Below are 19,962 nucleotides of genomic sequence, written 5' to 3'. Positions count from 1 at the left end.
AGAACAAAAAAATAAATAGTATTATATAAACAAAGGGCAATTTACAATCAATTGACATTAATCATTTGTTTTTTATACTCCTGTATTCCCTTAGTTTCAAGAATATAAATAAAAGTATTTACATGCTGATTGTCTGAAAATTGCTCGACAATTTCCGTTCTTCTAATCCTTGCTAAAGAATCTTCTCCTATTAACTCTAAAAACAACAACTCGTCCAACGCACTTTCTTCCTTAGACAAATTTTGTTGTTGAGACAACTCGTGCCCAAGTTTATAATACTTATATGCTGAATCAAGCTCATTGGAATGATCAAATAATAAGCCTTTATAAGTATACGCTGCATTCATATTTATTTCCTGGTCTATCATTATATCCAAGTGCTTAGACAAGTTTTGATGCTCTTTATTTCTGATCAAGTACATCATTTTCTGCAAATACAACTCAGAACTATCCGAATATAACTTAATGCCTTTATCTAATTCTTTGATAGCCATAGTCAAATTTCCTTCGTTTGAATGTCTTTCTACTTTTCCCAATATCCTTGAATAGTCACTATTCGTCTCGTTATTATTGCAAGCAAAAAATGACATCAAAAACAAACAGATCAAACTCTTCTTTATCAAACTACTTTTCATACGGTTGCTTATTAAAAATATACAGAAAACACCTCTTCATTAAGGATTGAGCAATTTTTAGTGAATTTTTTCGATGGTAAAAAATGCGAGTCATTGTCGTTAAAACCAATTACCCATTTCGAACTTTCAAATAATTTGATCAATTGTTGAGTTGTGCACTTTGCGGTATATCTACTCAAATAATTCTTTTTACGTTTTTCAAAATACAAATATTCAGGGCTTTCCAAAGTCAATTTAGAATCTCCATTCTGAATAAGCATTTCCTCAAACTTAAGCTTCTCCTTATCATTTTTAATCACCGAAAAATTAACAATTACAGAATCAGAATCTACCGTCGAGACAGTAAAATCTATTTGCAATTGAAGCGTTCCATTTTGTGAGCGAAAATCGATAGGTTTCACAAAAAATAAATGTTGCCCTTTGCCCTTAAAAAAACTTGTGAAATACTTATTATTCGATTGTGCAAAAGATGAGGTACAAACAGTCAAAAAAATAATTACCAATAAAAATCTCATTCCCTTCATAACTCAAATCAATAGATAAATTGTGCGCAGAGATTTCTGCGCACGATTGATTATTCCTGTAAATATTATTCTCCTGTTACGATAGTCTCGTACTTAGTATAAATAAGACCTAATACATTCGTGATCTTCTGATCAACAGTAGCGATTTCTTCAATGTTACCAGCTTTAGCAGCTTTAGCAATGCTAGCATCTTGGTTGAAGAAGAACCCTAAAATAACTGTAGCTTTAGATGTACCTACCTTTGACCCTGTTACTTTTCCTGAAGTTGCAACTGGCAAAGTCATCGTGCAGCTAGATAGCAATACCGCACAGAATAGAGTAGTCAAAAAACTTTTCATTTTTTAGTTTTAGTTTTGTTTGTTAAAAATTAGTCTTACTCTTAAGGTTTTTCAGAAACACCCGCAAAATATTGCGATTTTAAAATTCAAAGCCTTGAAATATTCAAGTTTTTTCAAATTGGATTGCAATAATAGAAATTAGAGTAGAAGAAAAAAAGCTTTTTTAAAAAAATATAATATTTCAATAAATAATATACTTTAATACGATTTAAAATTTAATATAATTTCAAATAAGTAACTTTTTTAATATAAAATTAAAAACTCATTCATTCTATTAAATCAAAAAAATATAACTGCTTGATTAAAAATATTTTAAACAAAAAAGCTCAAGTACTCTTGAGCTTTTTATATATAATTTTTCTTCTTTTAATTTACTATTTGCTTTCTATCCACTCTATGATTTCCTTATCATCAGGTTTAACATTTGGAGAAATTACCTTTTCTATGCGTCCATCTCTTCCTATCAAATATTTTTGAAAATTCCATTTAACTTTTGAATCCTCAACTCCGTTTTTGCTCTTTTCAGTCAAAAACTGATAAATAGGGGCCTTGTCATCTCCTTTGACTTTTATCTTAGACATCATTGGAAAAGTAACTCCATAGTTTTTTTGGCAAAATTGAGCAATCTCCGAATTCGTTCCTGGCTCTTGACTTAAGAAATCATTCGAAGGGAATCCTATGATAATAAAATCATCTTTCTTGCCGTACTTTTCGTAAAGCTCTTCCAAGCCCTTGTATTGGGGCGTCAACCCGCATTTAGAAGCAGTATTGACGATCATTACTTTTTTACCTTTGAGACTTGACATATCAAAGGTTTTGCCATTGATATCCTCAACTTGAAATTGATAAATCGTTTTATCTTCGTTTTGAGCAAAGACAATTGAAAGAGATGACAATAGCAAAGCTGCCACCATAAGCATTAACTTGTTCATGTATTGTATGATTTTAGTTTTAACACCAATCATAACGTTTTAAACAAAAAACGGGTTGCAAAAACTACTTTCGCAACCCGCTTGAATATTTTTATGGCAAATATCAACTGTTAACGGTCAAAAACTTATCGACGTCTTGTTTTTTGCCCAGCATGATCAATATATCAGTAGCATATAAAACTGTATTAGCCTTTGGCACACCTATGATATGCTCTTCCATTACCGTATGGCCTGATTTTACTTTTTGATAAGACCTTTTAATAGTTATCAAATTAAGGTCATACTTGTCCCTTAATGACACATCTTTCAAAAGCATATTGCAAACCTTTGTAGGAGTCTTTAACTCAACTATTTCATAGTCATCCGGCAAAGGCAAAAAAGAATGAATATTTGGCTGTAGCAATTGCTCAGCAACACTTTGGCCAATGGTTACTTCTGGAGAAATGATCTCCGTAATACCCATTTTTTGAAGAATAATCTTTTGCTGAGTGCTAGCAGCTCTGCCCATGATTCTCTTCACTCCCATTTCTTGCAATACCACTATGGTCAAAAGCTGGCATTCGAAATTTTCACCGATAGCCACAACTACCGCATCCATTTCCGTTATATTCTGAGCTTCCAAACCTCTTGGATCGGTTGCGTCAAGCTGAACAGCATGTGCAACATCTTCTTTTATTGCCTCTACTTTCTCATATAAACTATCAATAGCCAATACTTGCGCTCCCCGATTCGCCAAAGTTCGAGCAATAGCTCCTCCGTATTGTCCTAGACCTATAACGGCAAAATTATTCACGATTTTTCCAATTTATTTCTTAAAAATTCCACCAACACTGCCGTTCCCTTCTTGTAACAATTATTATTTGGTATGATCATATCCGCATCATCCTTAAGCGGATTAATATATCTTTCATATGTTGGAATCACATGCTTTTCATACCTATACAACACGTCTTCCAAATCATATCCTCTTTCTTCGCTATCTCTGATAATCCTTCTCTTAAGCTTAATATGCTCTTTGGCATCGATAAAAACTTTCAAGTCCAATAACTCTTCTATAGCCTCATCATAAAAAACAAACAAACCTTCAACTATGATAATAGGCGCAGGCTTCCATTCAATCAATGTCGGAGTAGCGCTAGGGTTATTAAAGACATATTCCTGCCTCTTCACCGTCTCTCCATTCATTAATGAAATAATATCACTTCTGAAAGACTCAAAATCAATAGACACAGGCTTGTCAAAATTATGAACCCCATTTTCATCCACTGGCTGTTGATTTCTTGGTTTGTAATAATTATCCTGCGAAACCAAACAAATATCCTCTTCGCCAAATGAATTGATAATAGACTTTAAAACAGTTGTCTTTCCCGAAGCGCTTCCTCCCGTAATCCCTACTATGTATGGTTTTTCCATTTGCAGTTTATGATCTGTTATGATTATTTTTCAAATGTTCTATCAACTTTCTGAAAGCTTTGCCTCTATGACTAATCGCATTCTTTTCTTGAGCGCTCATCTGGGCGAAAGTTCTGTTTTCTCCCTCAGGAATAAAAACAGGATCATATCCAAAACCTTCTTCCCCGCTCAAATCATCGGCAATCACACCTTTGGCAATCCCAGTAAACTGATGAACTTTTCCTGCTTCTACTAACGAAATTACCGTCCTAAATTGTGCCTTTCTTGAATTCTTGCCTTTCAAATTCTCAAGCACCAAAGAAATATTCGCTTGATTGTCTCTCTGTGGTCCAGCATACCTTGCGGAATATACCCCAGGAGCATTATCCAATGCCTCTACTTCCAATCCTGTATCATCAGCAAAGCATGCTACTCCATATTTTTTCGCCACAAACTCCGCCTTTTGCAATGAATTTCCTTCAAGCGTGTCTTGATCTTCAGCCAGCTCTTCCAAGCAACCGATATCTTTCAAGCCTTTAAGAATAAACTCATCGCCAAGCATTTGCTGTATTTCTCTCAATTTATTCGCATTATTTGTCGCGAAGCATAATTCAGTCATGATATTTGTTATAATCAAGTTATCTTATAGCGAAATCAAAAAATTCAACTGCCATATTGTAATCTATTTTACTTGTACAAAGTTATATCAAAAACTCTAACAATATAAGCTATATCAGAATATTCCACTTCATTCATGGGCAAATTTCGAAGCTTTCCAATAGTCTCACTTTGTCCTGAAGCCTTTATAGAGTATATTTATACCATTACTTACTTTTTATGCATATGGGAAGTCGTCGTGCTGCTATTATTGATCTTGGAACAAATACTTTTAATTTGCTAATTGTTGAACTCAAAGAGGGTTCCTTTGAAATAATTTATACAGAAAAAATCGCTGTAAGATTAGGCCATCAAGGTATCAGCAAGGGTATAATAACCGATGAAGCGACTCACAGAGCCAAGGAAACATTACTTTATTTTAAGCAAACTATAGACGAATATAAAGTAAATTCTGAAATGGTCTTCGCAGGGGGCACCAGCGCTATAAGAAATGCTCAAAACACTGAAAACTTCATTCAGCAAATCAAAGAATATACTGATCTTGATATCCATGTCATAACAGGAGAGGAAGAAGCCAGCTTGATTTACCAAGGGGTAAAACATGCTCTTCCATTGTATCCAAGCCTAAATTCATTAGTAGTAGATATCGGAGGAGGAAGTGTCGAATACATCATTTGCAATAACAATGAAATAATATGGAAAAAAAGCATTGAAATGGGTGCCCAGCGCATGTTGGACAAATTCCATATCAATGATCCTATAACGCAAAATGAACTTGATGAGCTTACAAATTATTTAAAAGAGATTACGATGCCAGTCGTAGAGGCTTGCAAAGCTAACAATGTCAGGGAACTGATCGGATCTTCAGGATCATTTGATACCTTGGCGGAAATTTATGAAAAGCAAATCGGAAAAATTGGGGATCCATTAAGAACAAGCTATGAGCTTCCTGCTTCTTTTTATTATAAAATCCATCAAGATCTCATAAAAAAAGACAAAGACGAACGTATCAACATACCCGGTATGCTTCCAATGAGAGCAGATATGATCGTTGTCGCTTCCTGCTTAATTGAATATTTATTAAATTGCCTCAATATAGACCACATAAGAGTTTCTACTTACGCGATGAAAGAAGGTCTTGTCTTCAAATACCTTGAAGAAAAACACTAAGTTCGCGACCAAATCATGTGGAAATTTTCAAATAATCGAGCCTAGCCATCTAGGGCATTTATTAAACTCGATTTGATAAAATTCTAATAAAATGTACCAATACGAATACCTTCATAAATTCGTTCTGGAAGTCTTCGCGCGCATGGGATGCTCAGAAGAAGACGCCACCACCGCTACAAATGTATTGCTTGATGCCGACCTTAGCGGTGTAGATTCGCATGGTGTAGCCAGACTCATAGGCTATGTAAGGCTTTGGGAAGCTGGAAGAATTAACACCAAACCGAATATCAAAATTATCTATGAAACTCCAAGCACTGCCACAGTAGACGGAGACGCTGGGTTGGGATTGGTTGTTGCTCCTAAAGCTATGCAAATAGCCTTAGAGAAATCCACAAATGTCGGGACAGGTTGGGTAGCTGTTAAGAACTCCAATCATTATGGAATCGCTGGCCATCATGCCATGATGGCATTGCCTCATGATATGATCGGTTTCTCGATGACCAATGCAAGTCCTCTGGTAGCACCTACATTCTCAAAAGAAAGGCTTCTAGGAACAAATCCTATAGCTGTAGCTATTCCTGCGGACCAAGAGCCTCCATTTGTTGCTGACTTTGCCACAACTACAGCGGCCAATGGCAAATTGGAAATCCTTCAACGCAAAGGAGAAGAAGCTCCTACTGGTTGGATTCAAGACAAAGATGGAAACATAAGCACTGATCCCCATAGCCTTAAGGCTGGCGGCGCATTATTGCCATTAGGCGGAGACAGATTGCATAGCAGCCATAAAGGGTATTGCCTTGGCGCTATGGTTGATATCCTAACATCAGTGCTTTCTGGAGCGAATTATGGCCCTTGGGCTCCTCCATTTGTTAGTTTTCTACCTTTGCCTGATGATCCAGTAGGCGAAGGGCTTGGCCACTTCTTCGGTGCCATGAGAGTGGATGCATTCCGACCTGCGGATGAGTTCAAATCCCATATGGATAATTGGATTAGAAGATTTAGAAGCGCTGAACCTGTAGAAGGTCAAAAAGAAGTGCTTATTCCAGGCGATCCGGAAAGATTAAGCAAACAAGAACGAATAAAAAATGGAATCCCATTATTAGGCCCAGTTGTCGATGACTTGGAATCCGTAGCTAAAAAAATGGAAATAAAATTTGAAAGAGGCCAATAAAAGCCTCTTTTTTTATTTTCTAAAAAGTAAATCCAGCTCTGATAACATAAGGCTCTGGATACGGTGATGTATTTTCATCATAAAGAACATTGTATAGAACCATCAAAGACATTCCGCCTTTTTTCCCAAAAGGTTGAAAAAATCCACCTCCAAAAAACAAACCTGGAATCCACTCTCGTAGGTACTCATATTTCCCAGTGGAATCTCTACTAATTACTCTTTGATAACTTAAGTTTTCAAATTCACCATGGACAAAAATATTTTCTAAAACTCTATATCTTGAAAATATCTTTCCTCCATAAATATTACTCTCCTGCTTTACGCCAAAATAATCTTTATAACTATAATATTGGTAAGATATTCCTAGGCCTCCTGAAAATCTTTCGGTAAAATTATAACCTGCTAAGGGCTCTACAAGTACTGAAGTTGCTTGATTACCAAACGACAAGCCAAAGTTGCCTCCAAAATACACATCATCCCAAAATGACTTGGTGTTTAAGTTTCTACTAGCTTTGTTCTTTTTGTTTTCCTGCACTTGCACATTCGTAGAGTCTGATGCTGGAAAATATTGCGCTGAAAGCTCCAAATTAAAAAGCATCAAAGCCAGAAAAGCTAAAATTTTCGTAAAGTGTATTTTCATATCCATTATATTTTAGAGTTTTTATAAATCAATCTTCATATTCTATGATATAAATATCTTCACCATCTTTTTTCATTAGATACCTCTCTCTGGCAAACTTTTCCAAAAGTTCCTTATTATTCATCAACTCTTCACGGTCTTTCTTTATCTTTTCAATTTCTTTTAAAAAGTACTCTCTTTGCCCTGAAAGCTGACTCAATTTCCTCCTAAGCTTAAATTGGCTAATCAGGTCATTTGAGTCGAAAAACAACATCCATACAGCAAAAATCAAGCTTGCCATCACATAGAAGTTCCTAAAAATAGGGGGTATTCTCTTTATCATTGATATCACTCAAATAAAATTCCCAAATACAACAACAGTCAAAAAAATATATTTAGATCAAAAAAAAATGCTAACATCTTAAATATAGATAAAAAAAATTGAATGGAAAACAGAAAAGGCTCCGAAGCAAATTCGGAGCCTTTATTTTAAGAATTAAATTCTTATATTTTATTAGAACTTCAAAGTTCCATTACCAGGGAAGAAAGCTGACTCAGCCAATTCTTCCTCGATTCTAATCAATTGGTTGTATTTAGCCATACGATCAGATCTTGAAGCCGATCCTGTCTTGATTTGTCCAGTTGACAATGCAACAGCCAAATCAGCGATAGTAGCATCTTCAGTTTCTCCTGATCTGTGAGACATTACTGCAGTGTAACCGTTTCTTTGAGCTAGTCTTACCGCTTCGATAGTCTCAGTCAAAGTACCAATTTGGTTTACTTTGATAAGAATTGAGTTAGCAACACCATTGTTGATTCCATCTCTCAATCTTACAGGGTTAGTTACATACAAGTCATCACCTACTAATTGAACTTTATCTCCAATAGCAGTAGTCAATTTCTTCCAGCCATCCCAATCGTTCTCGTCAAGAGCATCCTCAACAGAGATGATAGGATATTTCTCTACCCACTCAGTCCAGTAAGCAACCATCTCCTCAGCTGACTTCTTCTCGCCAGTTGATTCGAACTCGTACATGCCTGTTTCTTTGTTGTAGAATTCAGAAGTAGCAGCATCCATAGCGATAGCGATTTCCTCACCTGGCTTATAACCAGCTTTCTCGATCGCTTCGATTACGATTTCAATTGCTTCCTCATTAGACTTCACTTCTGGAGCGAAACCACCTTCGTCACCTACGTTAGTAGAATAACCTCTTCCTTTTAGAACATCTTTAAGCGCATGGAAAACCTCAGTACCCATTCTCAAAGACTCTGAGAATGTAGCAGCTTTTACAGGCATAGCCATGAATTCTTGGAAGTCCAACGCATTGTCAGCGTGAGAACCACCGTTAAGGATATTCATCATTGGAATTGGCAATACGTTAGCGTTAGACCCACCAACATATCTGTAAAGCGGAAGACCTGCCTCTAAAGCAGCCGCCTTAGCAACTGCCAAAGATACACCAAGGATAGCGTTAGCTCCCAACTTGCCTTTGTTTGGAGTACCATCAAGCTCGATCATAGCTTTGTCTATTGCTACTTGCTCAAATACGCTTTCGCCGATCAATTCTGGAGCGATAATGTCATTAACATTCTCAACAGCTTTCAACACTCCTTTACCCAAGTAAACAGACTTGTCACCGTCTCTCAACTCGACAGCCTCATGCTCACCTGTAGAAGCGCCAGAAGGCACTGCCGCTCTTCCTACAAAACCGTTTGACGTTGTAACATCTACCTCTACTGTTGGGTTACCTCTTGAATCCAGAATCTGACGACCCTTAATGCTTTCGATAAAACTCATTGCTAAATCAGTTTTTGTTTTTGATTAAATCTATGAAATTGTCAAATAAATATTTTGCGTCATTAGGTCCAGGGGAAGCTTCAGGGTGATGCTGCACTGAAAATGCAGGTTTGCCTTTCACTCTTATGCCTTCTACAGTATCATCATTAAGGTTAACATGCGTCAATTCAATCGCATCCGATGACTCAACATCTTCCACCTTTACTGCGAATCCATGATTTTGGGATGTAATCTCAGACAAACCAGTCACCAAATTCTTCACAGGGTGGTTAAGCCCTCTATGACCACTATGCATCTTGTAAGTAGACAATCCAGTCGCTCTCGAAAGAATCTGGTGTCCAAGGCAAATGCCAAACATAGGCTTGCCCGAATCCAAAATGCTCTTAACTGTATCAACAGCATAATCCATTACTCCCGGATCTCCAGGACCATTTGAAATGAAATAACCGTCAGGATTCCAAGCTTCAAGCTCTGAGAAAGGTGTTTTTGCTGGAAATACTTTGCAATAAACTCCTCTGTCCGTCAAGTTTTTCAATATGCTAGCCTTGATTCCCAAATCAAGAACAGCAACTTTTATAGGCGCGTTTTCATCTCCCACGAACTTAGGTTCTTTCACGCACACTTTTGAAGAAAGCTCCAATCCTTTCATCGAAGGAACTTCTTTCATTTTTGCTTTTAATTTGTCGATATCCGTCGTTTCAGAAGAGATAATGCAATTCATAGCTCCTTTGCTACGAATATGCTTTACGACCATTCTAGTATCGACTCCTTCTATTCCTACCAAATCATACTCAAGCAGGTAGTTTTGCAAATTTTCATAAGCATCATGCCTACTCTGTATATCAGAGAAACTATTAATAATCAGGCCAAAAATTGCTGGCTGTCCTGATTCTGACTCATTTTTATGGACACCATAATTTCCAATGTGGGAATTGGTGTTAACCACAATTTGCCCATAATAAGATGGATCCGTGTAAATTTCCTGATAACCTGTCATCCCTGTGTTGAAACAGATTTCTCCACCAGTTGTTCCAATCTTCCCAATAGCACGACCTTTGAATACAGTGCCATCTTCCAACAATAGAATTGCCTCAGGCTTTAAGTTTAATTTCATCTAATTTCTCTTCTTATGTCCGTAAAATTAATAAAGTATCATTTCAATTGACCATGACGCACATCATCATAGACACAAAAGGTTATAAAAAAAGGGATTAGTAAGCCTAATCCCTTTTTGCGATATTTTCAATAATTATGCATCAGAACCTTCTTCGTTAGAAACTTCTGTATTGTTTCCAGCCTCATCAGACTTCTTAGCAGAACCTCCTCTACGGCTTCTTCTCGTCTTAGGAGCGGCAGCAGCAGAAGACTCTTGCACTAGAACCTCGTTGAAGTCCACAAGCTCAATCAAGCAAATGTCAGCGTTGTCACCAAGACGATTACCCAATTTGATGATTCTTGTGTAACCTCCAGGTCTAGAAGCAACTTTTGTCGATACATTATCGAAAAGCTCTTTTACTGACTCTTTATTTTGCAAGTATGAGAATACTACTCTTCTTGAGTGTGTAGTATCGTCCTTGCTTCTTGTGATTAATGGCTCAACGTACTTTCTTAAAGCTTTAGCTTTAGCAACAGTAGTCTGAATTCTTTTATTTAGTATCAAGGAAGTAGCCATGTTAGAAAGCATTGCTTTTCTGTGGGAGGCTGTTCTTCCTAAATGATTGAATTTCTTTCCGTGTCTCATTTTAAATTAGTCTTCATCTAGTTTATACTTAGACAGATCCATACCGAAAGTCAACCCCTTATCTGCTACAAGCGTCTCTAGCTCAGCCAAAGATTTCTTACCGAAGTTTCTGAACTTCATCATGTCTGAAATCTCAAGGCTCACCAAGTCGCCCAATGACTTAACATCAGCAGCTTTCAAGCAATTGTATGCTCTCACTGAAAGGTCAAGATCATTTAACGCAGTCTTAAGAAGCTTACGCATATGTAGCATCTCCTCATCTATCGGTTCTTGTTCACTACTATCTCCTGTCTCTAGAATAAGTGATGAATCTGAAGAGAATAAAGCAAAGTGTTTGATAAGGATATTGGCAGCACCTTTAAGCGCCTCCTCCGGATGGATAGATCCATCAGATTCAATATCCAAAGTTAATTGTTCGTAGTCAGTCTTTTGCTCGACACGAGTGTTCTCAACGCTGAATTTCACGTTTTTGATCGGCGTGAAAATAGCGTCTACAGGAATAAAACCGAAGATTTGCTCAGACGGCTTGTTTTCCTCCGCAGGAAGGTAACCTCTTCCTTTGTCGATTGTCAATTCGATCTCAAACTCTTTTGATTCGTCAAGATTGCAAATCACCAAGTCCGGGTTCAAAATTTCAAATGACGAAGTGAATTTAGCGATATCACCCGCAGTGAACGTTCTTTGTCCTTTTAGACTGACGTTTAACTTATTCTCTACTATGTCTGAGACTTTTTTGAATCTAATCATCTTGACATTCAAAATGATTTCCGCCACATCTTCTACCACACCTTCAATAGTGGAGAACTCATGCAATACGTCAGGTATTTTGATACCAGTAACGGCATACCCCTCTAAAGAAGACAAAAGGATTCTTCTAAGCGCATTACCAATAGTAACTCCGTATCCTTTTTCAAGTGGTTTGAAGGTGAAAAGTCCGCGAAAATCATCGGCCTTTTCCATTACCACTTTCTCGGGCATTTGGAAAGCTAAAATAGACATAGTAAAATATTTATTTTCAAGTAATAAGTTATTATTTAGAATACAATTCGACAATTAATTGCTCTTGGATATTTTCTGGGATCTCCTCTCTTTGTGGTAAAGCAATCATCTTACCAGCTAATTGTGAATTATCCCACTCCAACCATGGGCCTCTTTTGCCCGCATTTGCCGCCAAGCTGTTAGTAACATTCTCAAGAGACTTAGAACGCTCTCTTACAGAAACGATGTCACCAATTTTAACTTGGAATGAAGGGATGTTTACTAGTTCGCCATTCACGAAGATATGCTTGTGAGAAACCAACTGTCTTGCAGCTCTTCTCGTAGGAGCGATACCTAGTCTATATACAACGTTGTCCAATCTAGACTCCAACAACTGAAGCAAAATCGTACCTGTAATACCACTCTTTCTTGAAGCTTTATCGAACAAGTTAGCGAATTGTCTTTCCAATACGCCGTAAGTGTACTTAGCTTTTTGCTTTTCCATCAACTGAAGAGCGTATTCAGACTGTTTTTTTCTTCTACCTCTACCGTGTTGCCCTGGAGGGTAGCTTTTGTTTTGCAAAGCTTTACTTGGCCCGAAAATTGGGTCATTAAATCTTCTCGCAATTTTAGCCTTTGGGCCTCTATATCTAGCCATTCTTTTCTTTCGGTTAAATAATTATTAAACTCTTCTTCTCTTTGGAGGTCTACATCCATTGTGTGGTAGAGGAGTAACATCCTTGATAGCAGTTACTTCGATACCCAAGTTCTGGATAGTTCTGATAGCAGACTCTCTACCTGCACCAGGACCTTTAACAAATACCTCAACCTTTCTTAGACCCAAGTCATGCGCTTTTTGACCGCAATCCTGAGCTGCAGTTTGAGCAGCATAAGGAGTATTCTTCTTAGATCCTCTGAATCCCATTTTACCAGCTGAAGCCCAAGAGATTACTTGACCTGTTTCGTTAGTGATAGAGATAATAATGTTGTTGAAAGAAGCTTTGATGTGAACTTGACCTACAGCTGAGATCTGCACAACTCTTTTTTTAGCTTTATCTTTTCTCTTCTGAGCCATATCTTAATGATTATTTAGTAGCTTTTTTCTTATTGGCAACCGTTTTACGCTTACCTTTTCTTGTTCTTGCGTTATTCTTGGTACGTTGTCCTCTTAGAGGAAGACCTTTTCTGTGTCTTAAACCTCTATAGCAACCGATGTCCATCAAACGCTTAATGCTAAGCTGTACTTCAGACTTAAGCTCACCCTCAGTCTTATAGTTGTCCGCTATAATACCACGAATAGCTTGAGACTCATCATCAGACCACTCTCCTACTTTTTTTTCTTCGCTAACTCCAGCCTCAGACAAAATTGCTGATGCTAGGCTTCTTCCAATACCGAAAATGTACGTTAATGCGACTACACCCCTTTTGTTATCCGGGATATCAACGCCAGAAATTCTTGCCATAATGTTTTAAAATTAACCTTGTCTTTGTTTAAATCTTGGATTGGCTTTGTTTATTATGTAGAGTTTACCTTTTCTACGAATAATTTTACAATCCGCGCTACGCTTTTTGATTGAAGCTCTAACTTTCATAACTTTTTACTTATATCTATAAACGATTCTTCCTTTAGTCAAATCGTAAGGCGACATCTCCAACTTCACACGGTCTCCAGGAAGAATTTTGATATAATTCATTCTCATTTTCCCTGAAATATGCGCTATTATTTCATGTCCATTTTCAAGCTGAACACGAAAAGTGGCGTTGGATAACGCCTCCAGAATTTTACCATCTTGCTCGATAGATGCTTGCTTTGCCATAAAACTAAATATTAAAATACTCCTCTATGTATTTATGTGTGGTTAATATTTCTGTTTGTCCATTAATGATACCAACAGTATGCTCAAAATGAGCGGATGGTTTTCTGTCAGTTGTTCTAATTGTCCAACCGTCAGACTCCAACACTACTTGCTTGGTTCCCAAATTTATCATCGGCTCAATCGCAATGACCAAACCGGATTTCAACTTAGGTCCTTTGCCTCGAATCCCAAAGTTAGGCACCTCAGGGCTCTCATGCAAATTTCTACCCAAACCATGTCCTACCAACTCACGAACAACACCGTATCCGAATCCTTCGCAGTACTTCTGAATCTCAAATCCAATATCTCCGATTCGCTTGCCTTCCTTGGCTTGCTCGATACCGATATAAAGAGACTCTTTAGTTCTTTTCAAAAGATCCATGACCTCTTCATCCACTTCACCTACAGGATAAGTATAAGCGCAATCGCTGTGAAATCCTTTATAAAAAACTCCACAATCAACTGAGATTATATCTCCATCCTTCAACTTATAGTCAGAGGGAAATCCATGGACTACATTCTCATTAACAGAAATACATAAAGTAAAAGGGAAACCATTGTATCCCTTGAAAGAAGGCTTGCCACCTTCTTTGACTATATAATCGTAAGCGATCTGATCTAACTCTAAAGTAGAAACCCCAGGTTTGATCTTTGATGCGACCAAACCATGGGCTTTTCCTAATATCTCAGCGCTTTCTTTTATAAGCTGTATTTCCTTTTCAGTTTTATATTTAATCATGCTTAGGCTACTGCAATATTATCTTGCGAATTACCTCCTTTTACGTTGCCAGACTTCATCATTCCTTCATAATGTCCCATCAACAGGTAGCTTTCAACTTGTTGAAGCGTGTCAAGCACTACTCCCACCATAATCAAAAGGCTAGTACCGCCGAAGAATTGAGCGAAATCCGTTCCCACCCCTGCTAAACGAGCAAAAGCTGGAATAATTGCAACAAAGGCCAAGAAAAATGAACCTGGAAGTGTGATTCTTGTCAATACATCGTCAAGATACTCTTCCGTTTGTTGCCCAGGCTTCACTCCAGGAATGAAACCACCGTTTCTCTTCAAATCTTCAGAAATTTGTCTAGGACTAATTGTGATAGCTGTATAGAAGAATGTGAAAACAATAATCAATATCGCAAACACTAAGTTATACTGCCAAGATGTGAAATCCGAAAACGTGCTACCAATTGAAGCGGCCAAATCACTTGTATCCGACCAAATACCAGCCAACAACGCAGGCAAAAACATCAATGCCTGAGCGAAAATGATTGGCATAACTCCAGCAGCATTCACTTTAAGAGGTAAATACTTGCGCTGTCCGCCATAAGCCTTAGCTCCACCAGCTATTTGCTTAGCGTACTGGATAGGGATACGTCTAGTTGCTTGAGTAAGCATTACAACGCCCATAACCACGAAAAACAAAGCTACAATCTCAAGAATAAAGCCTAAAGCTCCACCCATGCCTCTAGTCAAAGCCTCACCAATGAATGAGCCAGGGAATCTTGATATGATACCTACCATGATTAACATAGAGATACCGTTACCTATACCTTTGTCAGTAATCTTTTCACCAATCCACATGCAGAACATTGTTCCAGCAGTAAGAATGATAACAGATGAAATCGTGAAGAACGTGTAATCAATCATGACAGCATCCTTAGGGATAGTGCCTGATACATATCCAACACCTTGCGCAAGTGTGATCGCAATAGTAAGTACTCTTGTAATTTGATTAATTTTATTTCTACCAGATTCACCCTCTTTTTGCATCTTTTGGAAATAAGGAACTGCTATAGTCAATAACTGCAACACGATAGAAGCAGATATATAAGGCATGATCCCTAAACCGAATATTGAGGCATTGTTGAACGCTCCGCCTAGGAAAGTATTTAACAATCCTAATATGCCACCAGAGGCTTTTGTCAGTGCGTCAGGGTTTACACCCGGCAATACCACAAATGAGCCCAATCTAAAAATTATCAAAAAGCCCAAAGTATTAAGAATCCTCGTCCTTAAATCCTGGATAGCAAAAATATTTTTTACAGTAGAAATAAATTTTTTCATAATTAAATTACAGTAGTAGTACCACCTAATTTTTCGATAACTTCAACGGCTTTCGCTGAAAACTTATTTGCCTTTAGATCAACTTTAGCTGTTAGTTCACCATTCGCCAAGATTTTCACCAAATCATTCTTTCCAACGATTCCGTTTTCTCTCAACACTTCCAATGTGATCTCAGCAGCTCCAGTCTTCTCTGCCAATGCTTGAATAACTGAAAGATTCACAGGTTTGTACTCTACTCTGTTAGGGTTTTTGAAACCGAACTTAGGCACTCTTCTTTGAAGAGGCATCTGTCCACCTTCGAATCCTAATTTTTGAGAGTATCCTGATCTTGACTTAGCACCTTTATGTCCACGTGTAGAAGTACCGCCTCTACCTGAACCTTGTCCTCGTCCTATCCTCTTACGAGTTTTTGTTGAACCCTCTGCAGGTCTTAATGTATGTAATTTCATAATAATTATTCAGTTACAGAAACCAAATGACTAACTTTTTTTACCATACCTGCAATTTGAGGAGTATTTTCTACTTCAACAGTCTTGTTTATTTTACCAAGACCCAAAGCAGTGATGGTTCTTTTTTGATCAAGTGGTCTTTTAATTGTGCTTCTCACTTGAGTAATCTTAATCTTTGCCATAACAAGTTAACCGTTAAAAACTTTAGTTAAACTTACTCCTCTATGCTGCGCTACAGTCTGAGGATCTCTCATTTGAGTCAAAGCGTCAAATGTTGCTTTAACCACGTTATGCGGGTTAGACGATCCTTTAGACTTCGCTAGTACGTCATGAACTCCCGCCGACTCAAGCACTGCACGCATCGCACCACCGGCGATTACTCCAGTACCCGGAGCAGCTGGCTTCAAGAAAACTCTACCGCCACCAAACTTACCAAGTTGTTCGTGAGGCACTGTTCCTTTAAGCACAGGTACTTTCACAAGGTTCTTCTTAGCGTCATCAACTCCTTTAGTGATCGCGTCAGTCACTTCGTTTGCTTTACCCAAACCATAACCTACGATACCATCACCATTACCTACTACCACGATAGCAGAGAAGCTAAATCTACGTCCACCTTTTACTACTTTAGCAACCCTTTTGATGGCTACTACCTTTTCTTTAAGATCAAGCTCGCTTGCCTTAACTACTTTGATATTATTATTGGACATAACTAATTAGAATTTTAAACCTCCATTTCTAGCACCCTCTGCCAATGCCTTCACATTACCATGGTACTGATAACCACTTCTATCGAAAACCACATCAACGATGTTCTTCTCTTGTGCTCTTTCAGCCAATAAAGCACCTACTTTTTGAGAGTTTTCAACGTTTCTAGTGTTTTTCCCAGAACCTAAATCTTTAGAAGAAGCGCTTGCTAATGTTACTCCATTCACGTCGTCGATCAACTGAGCGTAGATCGATGTATTACTTTTGAATACAGAAAGACGTGGTCTAGAAGACGTACCGCTGATTTTTCTTCTGATACCTCTTCTAATTCTTAATCTTCTTGCTGCGTTTTTATCTTTAACTGCCATTATTCCTTAATTATTTAGATGCCGCTTTACCTGCTTTTCTGCGAATATTTTCACCAACAAATCTAACACCTTTACCTTTATAAGGCTCAACTGGTCTTAAGGATCTAATCTTAGCAGAAACCTGACCCAACAATTGCTTATCGATGCTTTCCAAAGTAACGATAGGGTTTTTACCTTTTGGAGTCTCAGCTTTCACCTTAACTTCAGCAGGGATACCCAAGAAGATAGCGTGAGAGTAACCTAAGTTCAACTCTAGCACTTGACCTGTAGCTACAGCTTTGTAACCTACACCGACTAGTTCCAACTCTTTCTTATAACCTTCAGTCACACCAACAATCATGTTGTTGATTAATGATCTGTAAAGTCCGTGAAGAGCCTTGTGTCTTTTTTGCTCAGTAGGTCTAGACAACGTCACTTCGCTCTCTCCTACTTCAACCTTTATATCTTGATCAATATTTTGTTCAAGAGTACCTTTAGGACCTTTTACTGTAACTTGAGCGCCTTTAACGTCAACAGTTACACCCGCAGGCAATTGGACTGGCTTGTTTCCTATTCTTGACATTTCTAATTGTTCTCTATTAATAAACGTGACATAAAACTTCGCCACCTACATTTTCAGTGCGAGCTTCTTTATCAGTTAGCACACCTTTTGACGTTGACAAAATAGCCACACCAAGTCCGTTAAGAACTCTTGGCAAATTGTCTACATCAGCGTACTGTCTCAAACCTGGCTTACTAACTCTAGTAAGGTCAGTGATTGCAGACTTTTTAGATACTGGATCATATTTAAGAGCGATCTTGATCGTACCTTGAGGCTCAGCCTCTACGAATTTATAGCTCTGGATATATCCTTTATCAAAAAGCACTTTTGTTATTTCTTGTTTCAACTTCGACGCAGGCACTTCCACGATTCTGTGTTTAGCCTTTATCGCATTTCTCAACCTAGTTAAGTAATCTGCTATTGGATCAGTCATAATTATAAATTTATGCTCCCCGCCTTAAAACAAATCAGGGAGCGCAAAATTAACCAAAATTTATTTATTAATCAAATCGTTACCAACTAGCTTTAGTAATGCCTGGGATCAATCCTGCAGAAGCCATTTCTCTAAAAGTAACCCTGTTGATACCGAATTTTCTCATGTAACCTTTAGGTCTTCCAGTCAGCTTGCATCTGTTGTGCAATCTTACTGCTGAAGAATTCCTTGGTAACTTGTCTAATCCAGCGTAGTCACCTGCTTCTTTCAAAGCTTTACGCTTAGCAGCATATTTAGCTACTAGACGCTCTCTTTTTCTCTCACGAGCTTTTACCGCTTCTCTTGCCATTATGCTTGTCTTTTGTTTTTATCCGCGAAAGGCATTCCGAAAGCAGCCAATAGAGCGTAGCTTTCTTCATTTGTATTCGCTGTAGTAACGAAAGTGATATCCATACCTGAGATCTTTTGAACTTTCTCAATTGAAATCTCAGGGAAAATTATTTGCTCCTTAACACCTAAAGTGTAGTTTCCGCGTCCATCAAATCCTTTTGGATTGATACCTTGGAAATCTCTCACACGTGGAAGAGCAACAGTAACTAGACGATCAAGGAATTCATACATTTTATCACCTCTCAAAGTAACTTTAGCTCCGATAGGCATTTCTTCACGAAGTTTAAAGTTTGAGATTGAATTCTTTGCTAAAGTAGGAACAGCCTTTTGTCCAGTGATCGTAGTCAATTCCTCAACACCGATATCCACTAGTTTCTTGTCAGAAACAGCGTCACCGATACCTTTGTTAATGGAGATCTTAACAAGTTTAGGAACCTGCATGATTGATTTGTAAGCGAACTTTTCCTTCAATGCAGGAACGATCTCCTCGTTGTATTTTTGTTTTAACCTTGGCTTGTCCATTATTGTATTATCTCCCCTGTCTTTTTTGAGAATCTTACTAATTTACCATTGGCATCTAGTTTCCTACCCACTTTAGTAGGCTCGCCTTTAGCAGGATCGATTAGCATCACATTACTTACGTGAATTGGTGCTTCAACTTTCTCAATCCCTCCTTGAGGGTTAGTCGCAGATGGCTTGATGTGTTTAGTCACAACGCGAACGCCTTCGACAATCACCCTAGATTCTGATGTGAGAACTTGTTGCACCACACCAGTTTTACCTTTATCGTTACCAGCAATAATCTTTACTGTGTCGCCTTTTTTAAGGCGAAGCTTAACTGATTTTGTTGCCATTTTTCTTGAATTTTATAGAACCTCAGGTGCTAGTGAAACAATTTTCATGAACTGCTTCTCACGAAGCTCTCTAGCCACAGGGCCAAAGATTCTAGTACCTCTCGGCTCATCGTTAGTAGTCAACAATACTGCTGCATTGTCTTCAAATCTGATGTAAGAACCATCTTTTCTTCTTACTTCTTTCTTTGTTCTAACGACAACAGCTTTAGATACCGTACCTTTTTTCAGGTTGCTTGATGATAGAGCGGACTTTACAGTTACAACAATCTTATCACCAATCGAAGCATATCTTTTTCCAGTACCGCCAAGCACGCGAATACATAGTACTTCCTTAGCTCCACTATTGTCGGCTACATTAAGTCTTGATTCTTGTTGTATCATAA

General features: G+C 37.9%; 32 protein-coding genes. 2 read left to right on the top strand and 30 right to left on the bottom strand.

Annotation, left to right across the window (positions count from 1 at the left end; all coding sequences use genetic code 11):
* Positions 1-47: 47 nt before the first annotated feature.
* The 7 genes from AABK36_RS02635 to rdgB form a co-directional block, all read right to left on the bottom strand.
* Entirely contained in the window at positions 48-635 is a 588-nt protein-coding gene (locus AABK36_RS02635) for a tetratricopeptide repeat protein (RefSeq protein ID WP_309937473.1), read from the bottom strand.
* A gap of 11 nt (positions 636-646) precedes the next feature.
* On the bottom strand, positions 647-1,036 hold the full coding sequence (locus AABK36_RS02630) for a hypothetical protein (RefSeq protein WP_309937472.1): 390 nt from the start codon (positions 1,034-1,036) through the stop codon (positions 647-649).
* A gap of 188 nt (positions 1,037-1,224) precedes the next feature.
* The gene (locus tag AABK36_RS02625) at positions 1,225-1,497 is read right to left on the bottom strand and encodes a TRL domain-containing protein (RefSeq protein ID WP_309937470.1); all 273 of its coding nucleotides are present in this window, start codon (positions 1,495-1,497) and stop codon (positions 1,225-1,227) included.
* A gap of 374 nt (positions 1,498-1,871) precedes the next feature.
* A complete protein-coding gene (locus AABK36_RS02620) occupies positions 1,872-2,429 on the bottom strand; it encodes a glutathione peroxidase (protein WP_309937469.1) in 558 nt (185 codons plus the stop codon).
* Between the two features lie 103 nt (positions 2,430-2,532).
* A complete protein-coding gene (locus tag AABK36_RS02615) occupies positions 2,533-3,222 on the bottom strand; it encodes a potassium channel family protein (RefSeq protein WP_309937468.1) in 690 nt (229 codons plus the stop codon).
* Positions 3,219-3,842 (bottom strand): uridine kinase, encoded by a 624-nt coding sequence (gene udk, locus AABK36_RS02610; RefSeq protein WP_309937467.1) that lies wholly within the window; start codon positions 3,840-3,842, stop codon positions 3,219-3,221. Before udk ends, AABK36_RS02615 begins: the two co-directional genes overlap by 4 nt.
* Before the next feature lie 7 nt (positions 3,843-3,849).
* Positions 3,850-4,440: an RdgB/HAM1 family non-canonical purine NTP pyrophosphatase gene (rdgB, locus tag AABK36_RS02605; RefSeq protein WP_309937466.1), complete on the bottom strand. Its 591-nt coding sequence runs from the start codon at positions 4,438-4,440 to the stop codon at positions 3,850-3,852.
* Between the two features lie 224 nt (positions 4,441-4,664).
* Between rdgB and AABK36_RS02600 the strand changes: the two genes are divergently transcribed.
* Positions 4,665-5,609 carry a Ppx/GppA phosphatase family protein gene (locus AABK36_RS02600; protein WP_309937465.1) on the top strand — a complete coding sequence of 315 codons (945 nt, stop codon included), beginning with the start codon at positions 4,665-4,667 and terminating at the stop codon, positions 5,607-5,609.
* A gap of 91 nt (positions 5,610-5,700) precedes the next feature.
* The gene (locus tag AABK36_RS02595) at positions 5,701-6,780 is read left to right on the top strand and encodes an Ldh family oxidoreductase (RefSeq protein ID WP_309937464.1); all 1,080 of its coding nucleotides are present in this window, start codon (positions 5,701-5,703) and stop codon (positions 6,778-6,780) included.
* A 19-nt stretch (positions 6,781-6,799) separates the two neighbouring features.
* Here AABK36_RS02595 and AABK36_RS02590 read toward each other — a convergent pair whose 3' ends face one another.
* The 23 genes from AABK36_RS02590 to rplN form a co-directional block, all read right to left on the bottom strand.
* The gene (locus AABK36_RS02590; RefSeq protein WP_309937463.1) at positions 6,800-7,420 is read right to left on the bottom strand and encodes a hypothetical protein; all 621 of its coding nucleotides are present in this window, start codon (positions 7,418-7,420) and stop codon (positions 6,800-6,802) included.
* 28 nt (positions 7,421-7,448) lie between these two features.
* Positions 7,449-7,700 (bottom strand): FtsB family cell division protein, encoded by a 252-nt coding sequence (locus AABK36_RS02585; RefSeq protein ID WP_338390307.1) that lies wholly within the window; start codon positions 7,698-7,700, stop codon positions 7,449-7,451.
* Between the two features lie 213 nt (positions 7,701-7,913).
* Complete coding sequence (eno, locus tag AABK36_RS02580) at positions 7,914-9,197, bottom strand: phosphopyruvate hydratase (RefSeq protein ID WP_309937461.1); 1,284 nt, start codon at positions 9,195-9,197, stop codon at positions 7,914-7,916.
* Positions 9,198-9,204: 7 nt separating this feature from the next.
* Complete coding sequence (gene carA / locus AABK36_RS02575) at positions 9,205-10,311, bottom strand: glutamine-hydrolyzing carbamoyl-phosphate synthase small subunit (RefSeq protein ID WP_309937460.1); 1,107 nt, start codon at positions 10,309-10,311, stop codon at positions 9,205-9,207.
* A 135-nt stretch (positions 10,312-10,446) separates the two neighbouring features.
* On the bottom strand, positions 10,447-10,938 hold the full coding sequence (gene rplQ, locus AABK36_RS02570) for a 50S ribosomal protein L17 (RefSeq protein WP_309937459.1): 492 nt from the start codon (positions 10,936-10,938) through the stop codon (positions 10,447-10,449).
* Positions 10,939-10,944: 6 nt separating this feature from the next.
* Positions 10,945-11,937: a DNA-directed RNA polymerase subunit alpha gene (locus tag AABK36_RS02565; RefSeq protein ID WP_309937458.1), complete on the bottom strand. Its 993-nt coding sequence runs from the start codon at positions 11,935-11,937 to the stop codon at positions 10,945-10,947.
* 31 nt (positions 11,938-11,968) lie between these two features.
* Complete coding sequence (gene rpsD, locus AABK36_RS02560; RefSeq protein WP_309937457.1) at positions 11,969-12,574, bottom strand: 30S ribosomal protein S4; 606 nt, start codon at positions 12,572-12,574, stop codon at positions 11,969-11,971.
* A gap of 24 nt (positions 12,575-12,598) precedes the next feature.
* Positions 12,599-12,991, bottom strand: a complete 393-nt coding sequence (rpsK, locus tag AABK36_RS02555; protein ID WP_309937456.1) for a 30S ribosomal protein S11 — start codon at positions 12,989-12,991, stop codon at positions 12,599-12,601.
* A 10-nt stretch (positions 12,992-13,001) separates the two neighbouring features.
* Positions 13,002-13,379 (bottom strand): 30S ribosomal protein S13, encoded by a 378-nt coding sequence (rpsM, locus tag AABK36_RS02550; RefSeq protein ID WP_309937455.1) that lies wholly within the window; start codon positions 13,377-13,379, stop codon positions 13,002-13,004.
* Between the two features lie 12 nt (positions 13,380-13,391).
* Positions 13,392-13,508 carry a type B 50S ribosomal protein L36 gene (ykgO, locus tag AABK36_RS02545; RefSeq protein WP_309937454.1) on the bottom strand — a complete coding sequence of 39 codons (117 nt, stop codon included), beginning with the start codon at positions 13,506-13,508 and terminating at the stop codon, positions 13,392-13,394.
* Between the two features lie 6 nt (positions 13,509-13,514).
* Positions 13,515-13,733 carry a translation initiation factor IF-1 gene (gene infA, locus AABK36_RS02540; protein WP_309937453.1) on the bottom strand — a complete coding sequence of 73 codons (219 nt, stop codon included), beginning with the start codon at positions 13,731-13,733 and terminating at the stop codon, positions 13,515-13,517.
* Between the two features lie 4 nt (positions 13,734-13,737).
* Positions 13,738-14,511: a type I methionyl aminopeptidase gene (map, locus tag AABK36_RS02535; RefSeq protein WP_309937452.1), complete on the bottom strand. Its 774-nt coding sequence runs from the start codon at positions 14,509-14,511 to the stop codon at positions 13,738-13,740.
* Positions 14,512-14,513: 2 nt separating this feature from the next.
* Positions 14,514-15,839, bottom strand: a complete 1,326-nt coding sequence (gene secY / locus AABK36_RS02530) for a preprotein translocase subunit SecY (protein WP_309937451.1) — start codon at positions 15,837-15,839, stop codon at positions 14,514-14,516.
* Between the two features lie 2 nt (positions 15,840-15,841).
* The gene (rplO, locus tag AABK36_RS02525; RefSeq protein WP_309937450.1) at positions 15,842-16,288 is read right to left on the bottom strand and encodes a 50S ribosomal protein L15; all 447 of its coding nucleotides are present in this window, start codon (positions 16,286-16,288) and stop codon (positions 15,842-15,844) included.
* 5 nt (positions 16,289-16,293) lie between these two features.
* The gene (rpmD, locus tag AABK36_RS02520; RefSeq protein ID WP_309937449.1) at positions 16,294-16,470 is read right to left on the bottom strand and encodes a 50S ribosomal protein L30; all 177 of its coding nucleotides are present in this window, start codon (positions 16,468-16,470) and stop codon (positions 16,294-16,296) included.
* A gap of 6 nt (positions 16,471-16,476) precedes the next feature.
* Positions 16,477-16,995: a 30S ribosomal protein S5 gene (gene rpsE, locus AABK36_RS02515; protein ID WP_309937448.1), complete on the bottom strand. Its 519-nt coding sequence runs from the start codon at positions 16,993-16,995 to the stop codon at positions 16,477-16,479.
* Between the two features lie 6 nt (positions 16,996-17,001).
* Positions 17,002-17,361: a 50S ribosomal protein L18 gene (gene rplR / locus AABK36_RS02510; protein WP_309937447.1), complete on the bottom strand. Its 360-nt coding sequence runs from the start codon at positions 17,359-17,361 to the stop codon at positions 17,002-17,004.
* A gap of 10 nt (positions 17,362-17,371) precedes the next feature.
* Positions 17,372-17,923, bottom strand: a complete 552-nt coding sequence (rplF, locus tag AABK36_RS02505) for a 50S ribosomal protein L6 (RefSeq protein WP_309937446.1) — start codon at positions 17,921-17,923, stop codon at positions 17,372-17,374.
* Between the two features lie 16 nt (positions 17,924-17,939).
* Positions 17,940-18,335, bottom strand: coding sequence for a 30S ribosomal protein S8 (gene rpsH / locus AABK36_RS02500; protein ID WP_309937445.1), 396 nt, complete (start codon positions 18,333-18,335; stop codon positions 17,940-17,942).
* Between the two features lie 79 nt (positions 18,336-18,414).
* The gene (gene rpsN / locus AABK36_RS02495; RefSeq protein WP_309937444.1) at positions 18,415-18,684 is read right to left on the bottom strand and encodes a 30S ribosomal protein S14; all 270 of its coding nucleotides are present in this window, start codon (positions 18,682-18,684) and stop codon (positions 18,415-18,417) included.
* Positions 18,684-19,247: a 50S ribosomal protein L5 gene (gene rplE, locus AABK36_RS02490; RefSeq protein WP_309937443.1), complete on the bottom strand. Its 564-nt coding sequence runs from the start codon at positions 19,245-19,247 to the stop codon at positions 18,684-18,686. Before rplE ends, rpsN begins: the two co-directional genes overlap by 1 nt.
* Positions 19,247-19,579 (bottom strand): 50S ribosomal protein L24, encoded by a 333-nt coding sequence (gene rplX, locus AABK36_RS02485; RefSeq protein ID WP_309937442.1) that lies wholly within the window; start codon positions 19,577-19,579, stop codon positions 19,247-19,249. Before rplX ends, rplE begins: the two co-directional genes overlap by 1 nt.
* 12 nt (positions 19,580-19,591) lie before the next feature.
* The gene (gene rplN, locus AABK36_RS02480) at positions 19,592-19,960 is read right to left on the bottom strand and encodes a 50S ribosomal protein L14 (protein WP_309937440.1); all 369 of its coding nucleotides are present in this window, start codon (positions 19,958-19,960) and stop codon (positions 19,592-19,594) included.
* Positions 19,961-19,962: the final 2 nt, after the last annotated feature.

The sequence above is a fragment of the Aureibacter tunicatorum genome, assembly GCF_036492635.1.
Lineage (GTDB): Bacteria > Bacteroidota > Bacteroidia > Cytophagales > Cyclobacteriaceae > Aureibacter > Aureibacter tunicatorum.
This window is presented reverse-complemented; position numbering and strand designations above follow the sequence as displayed.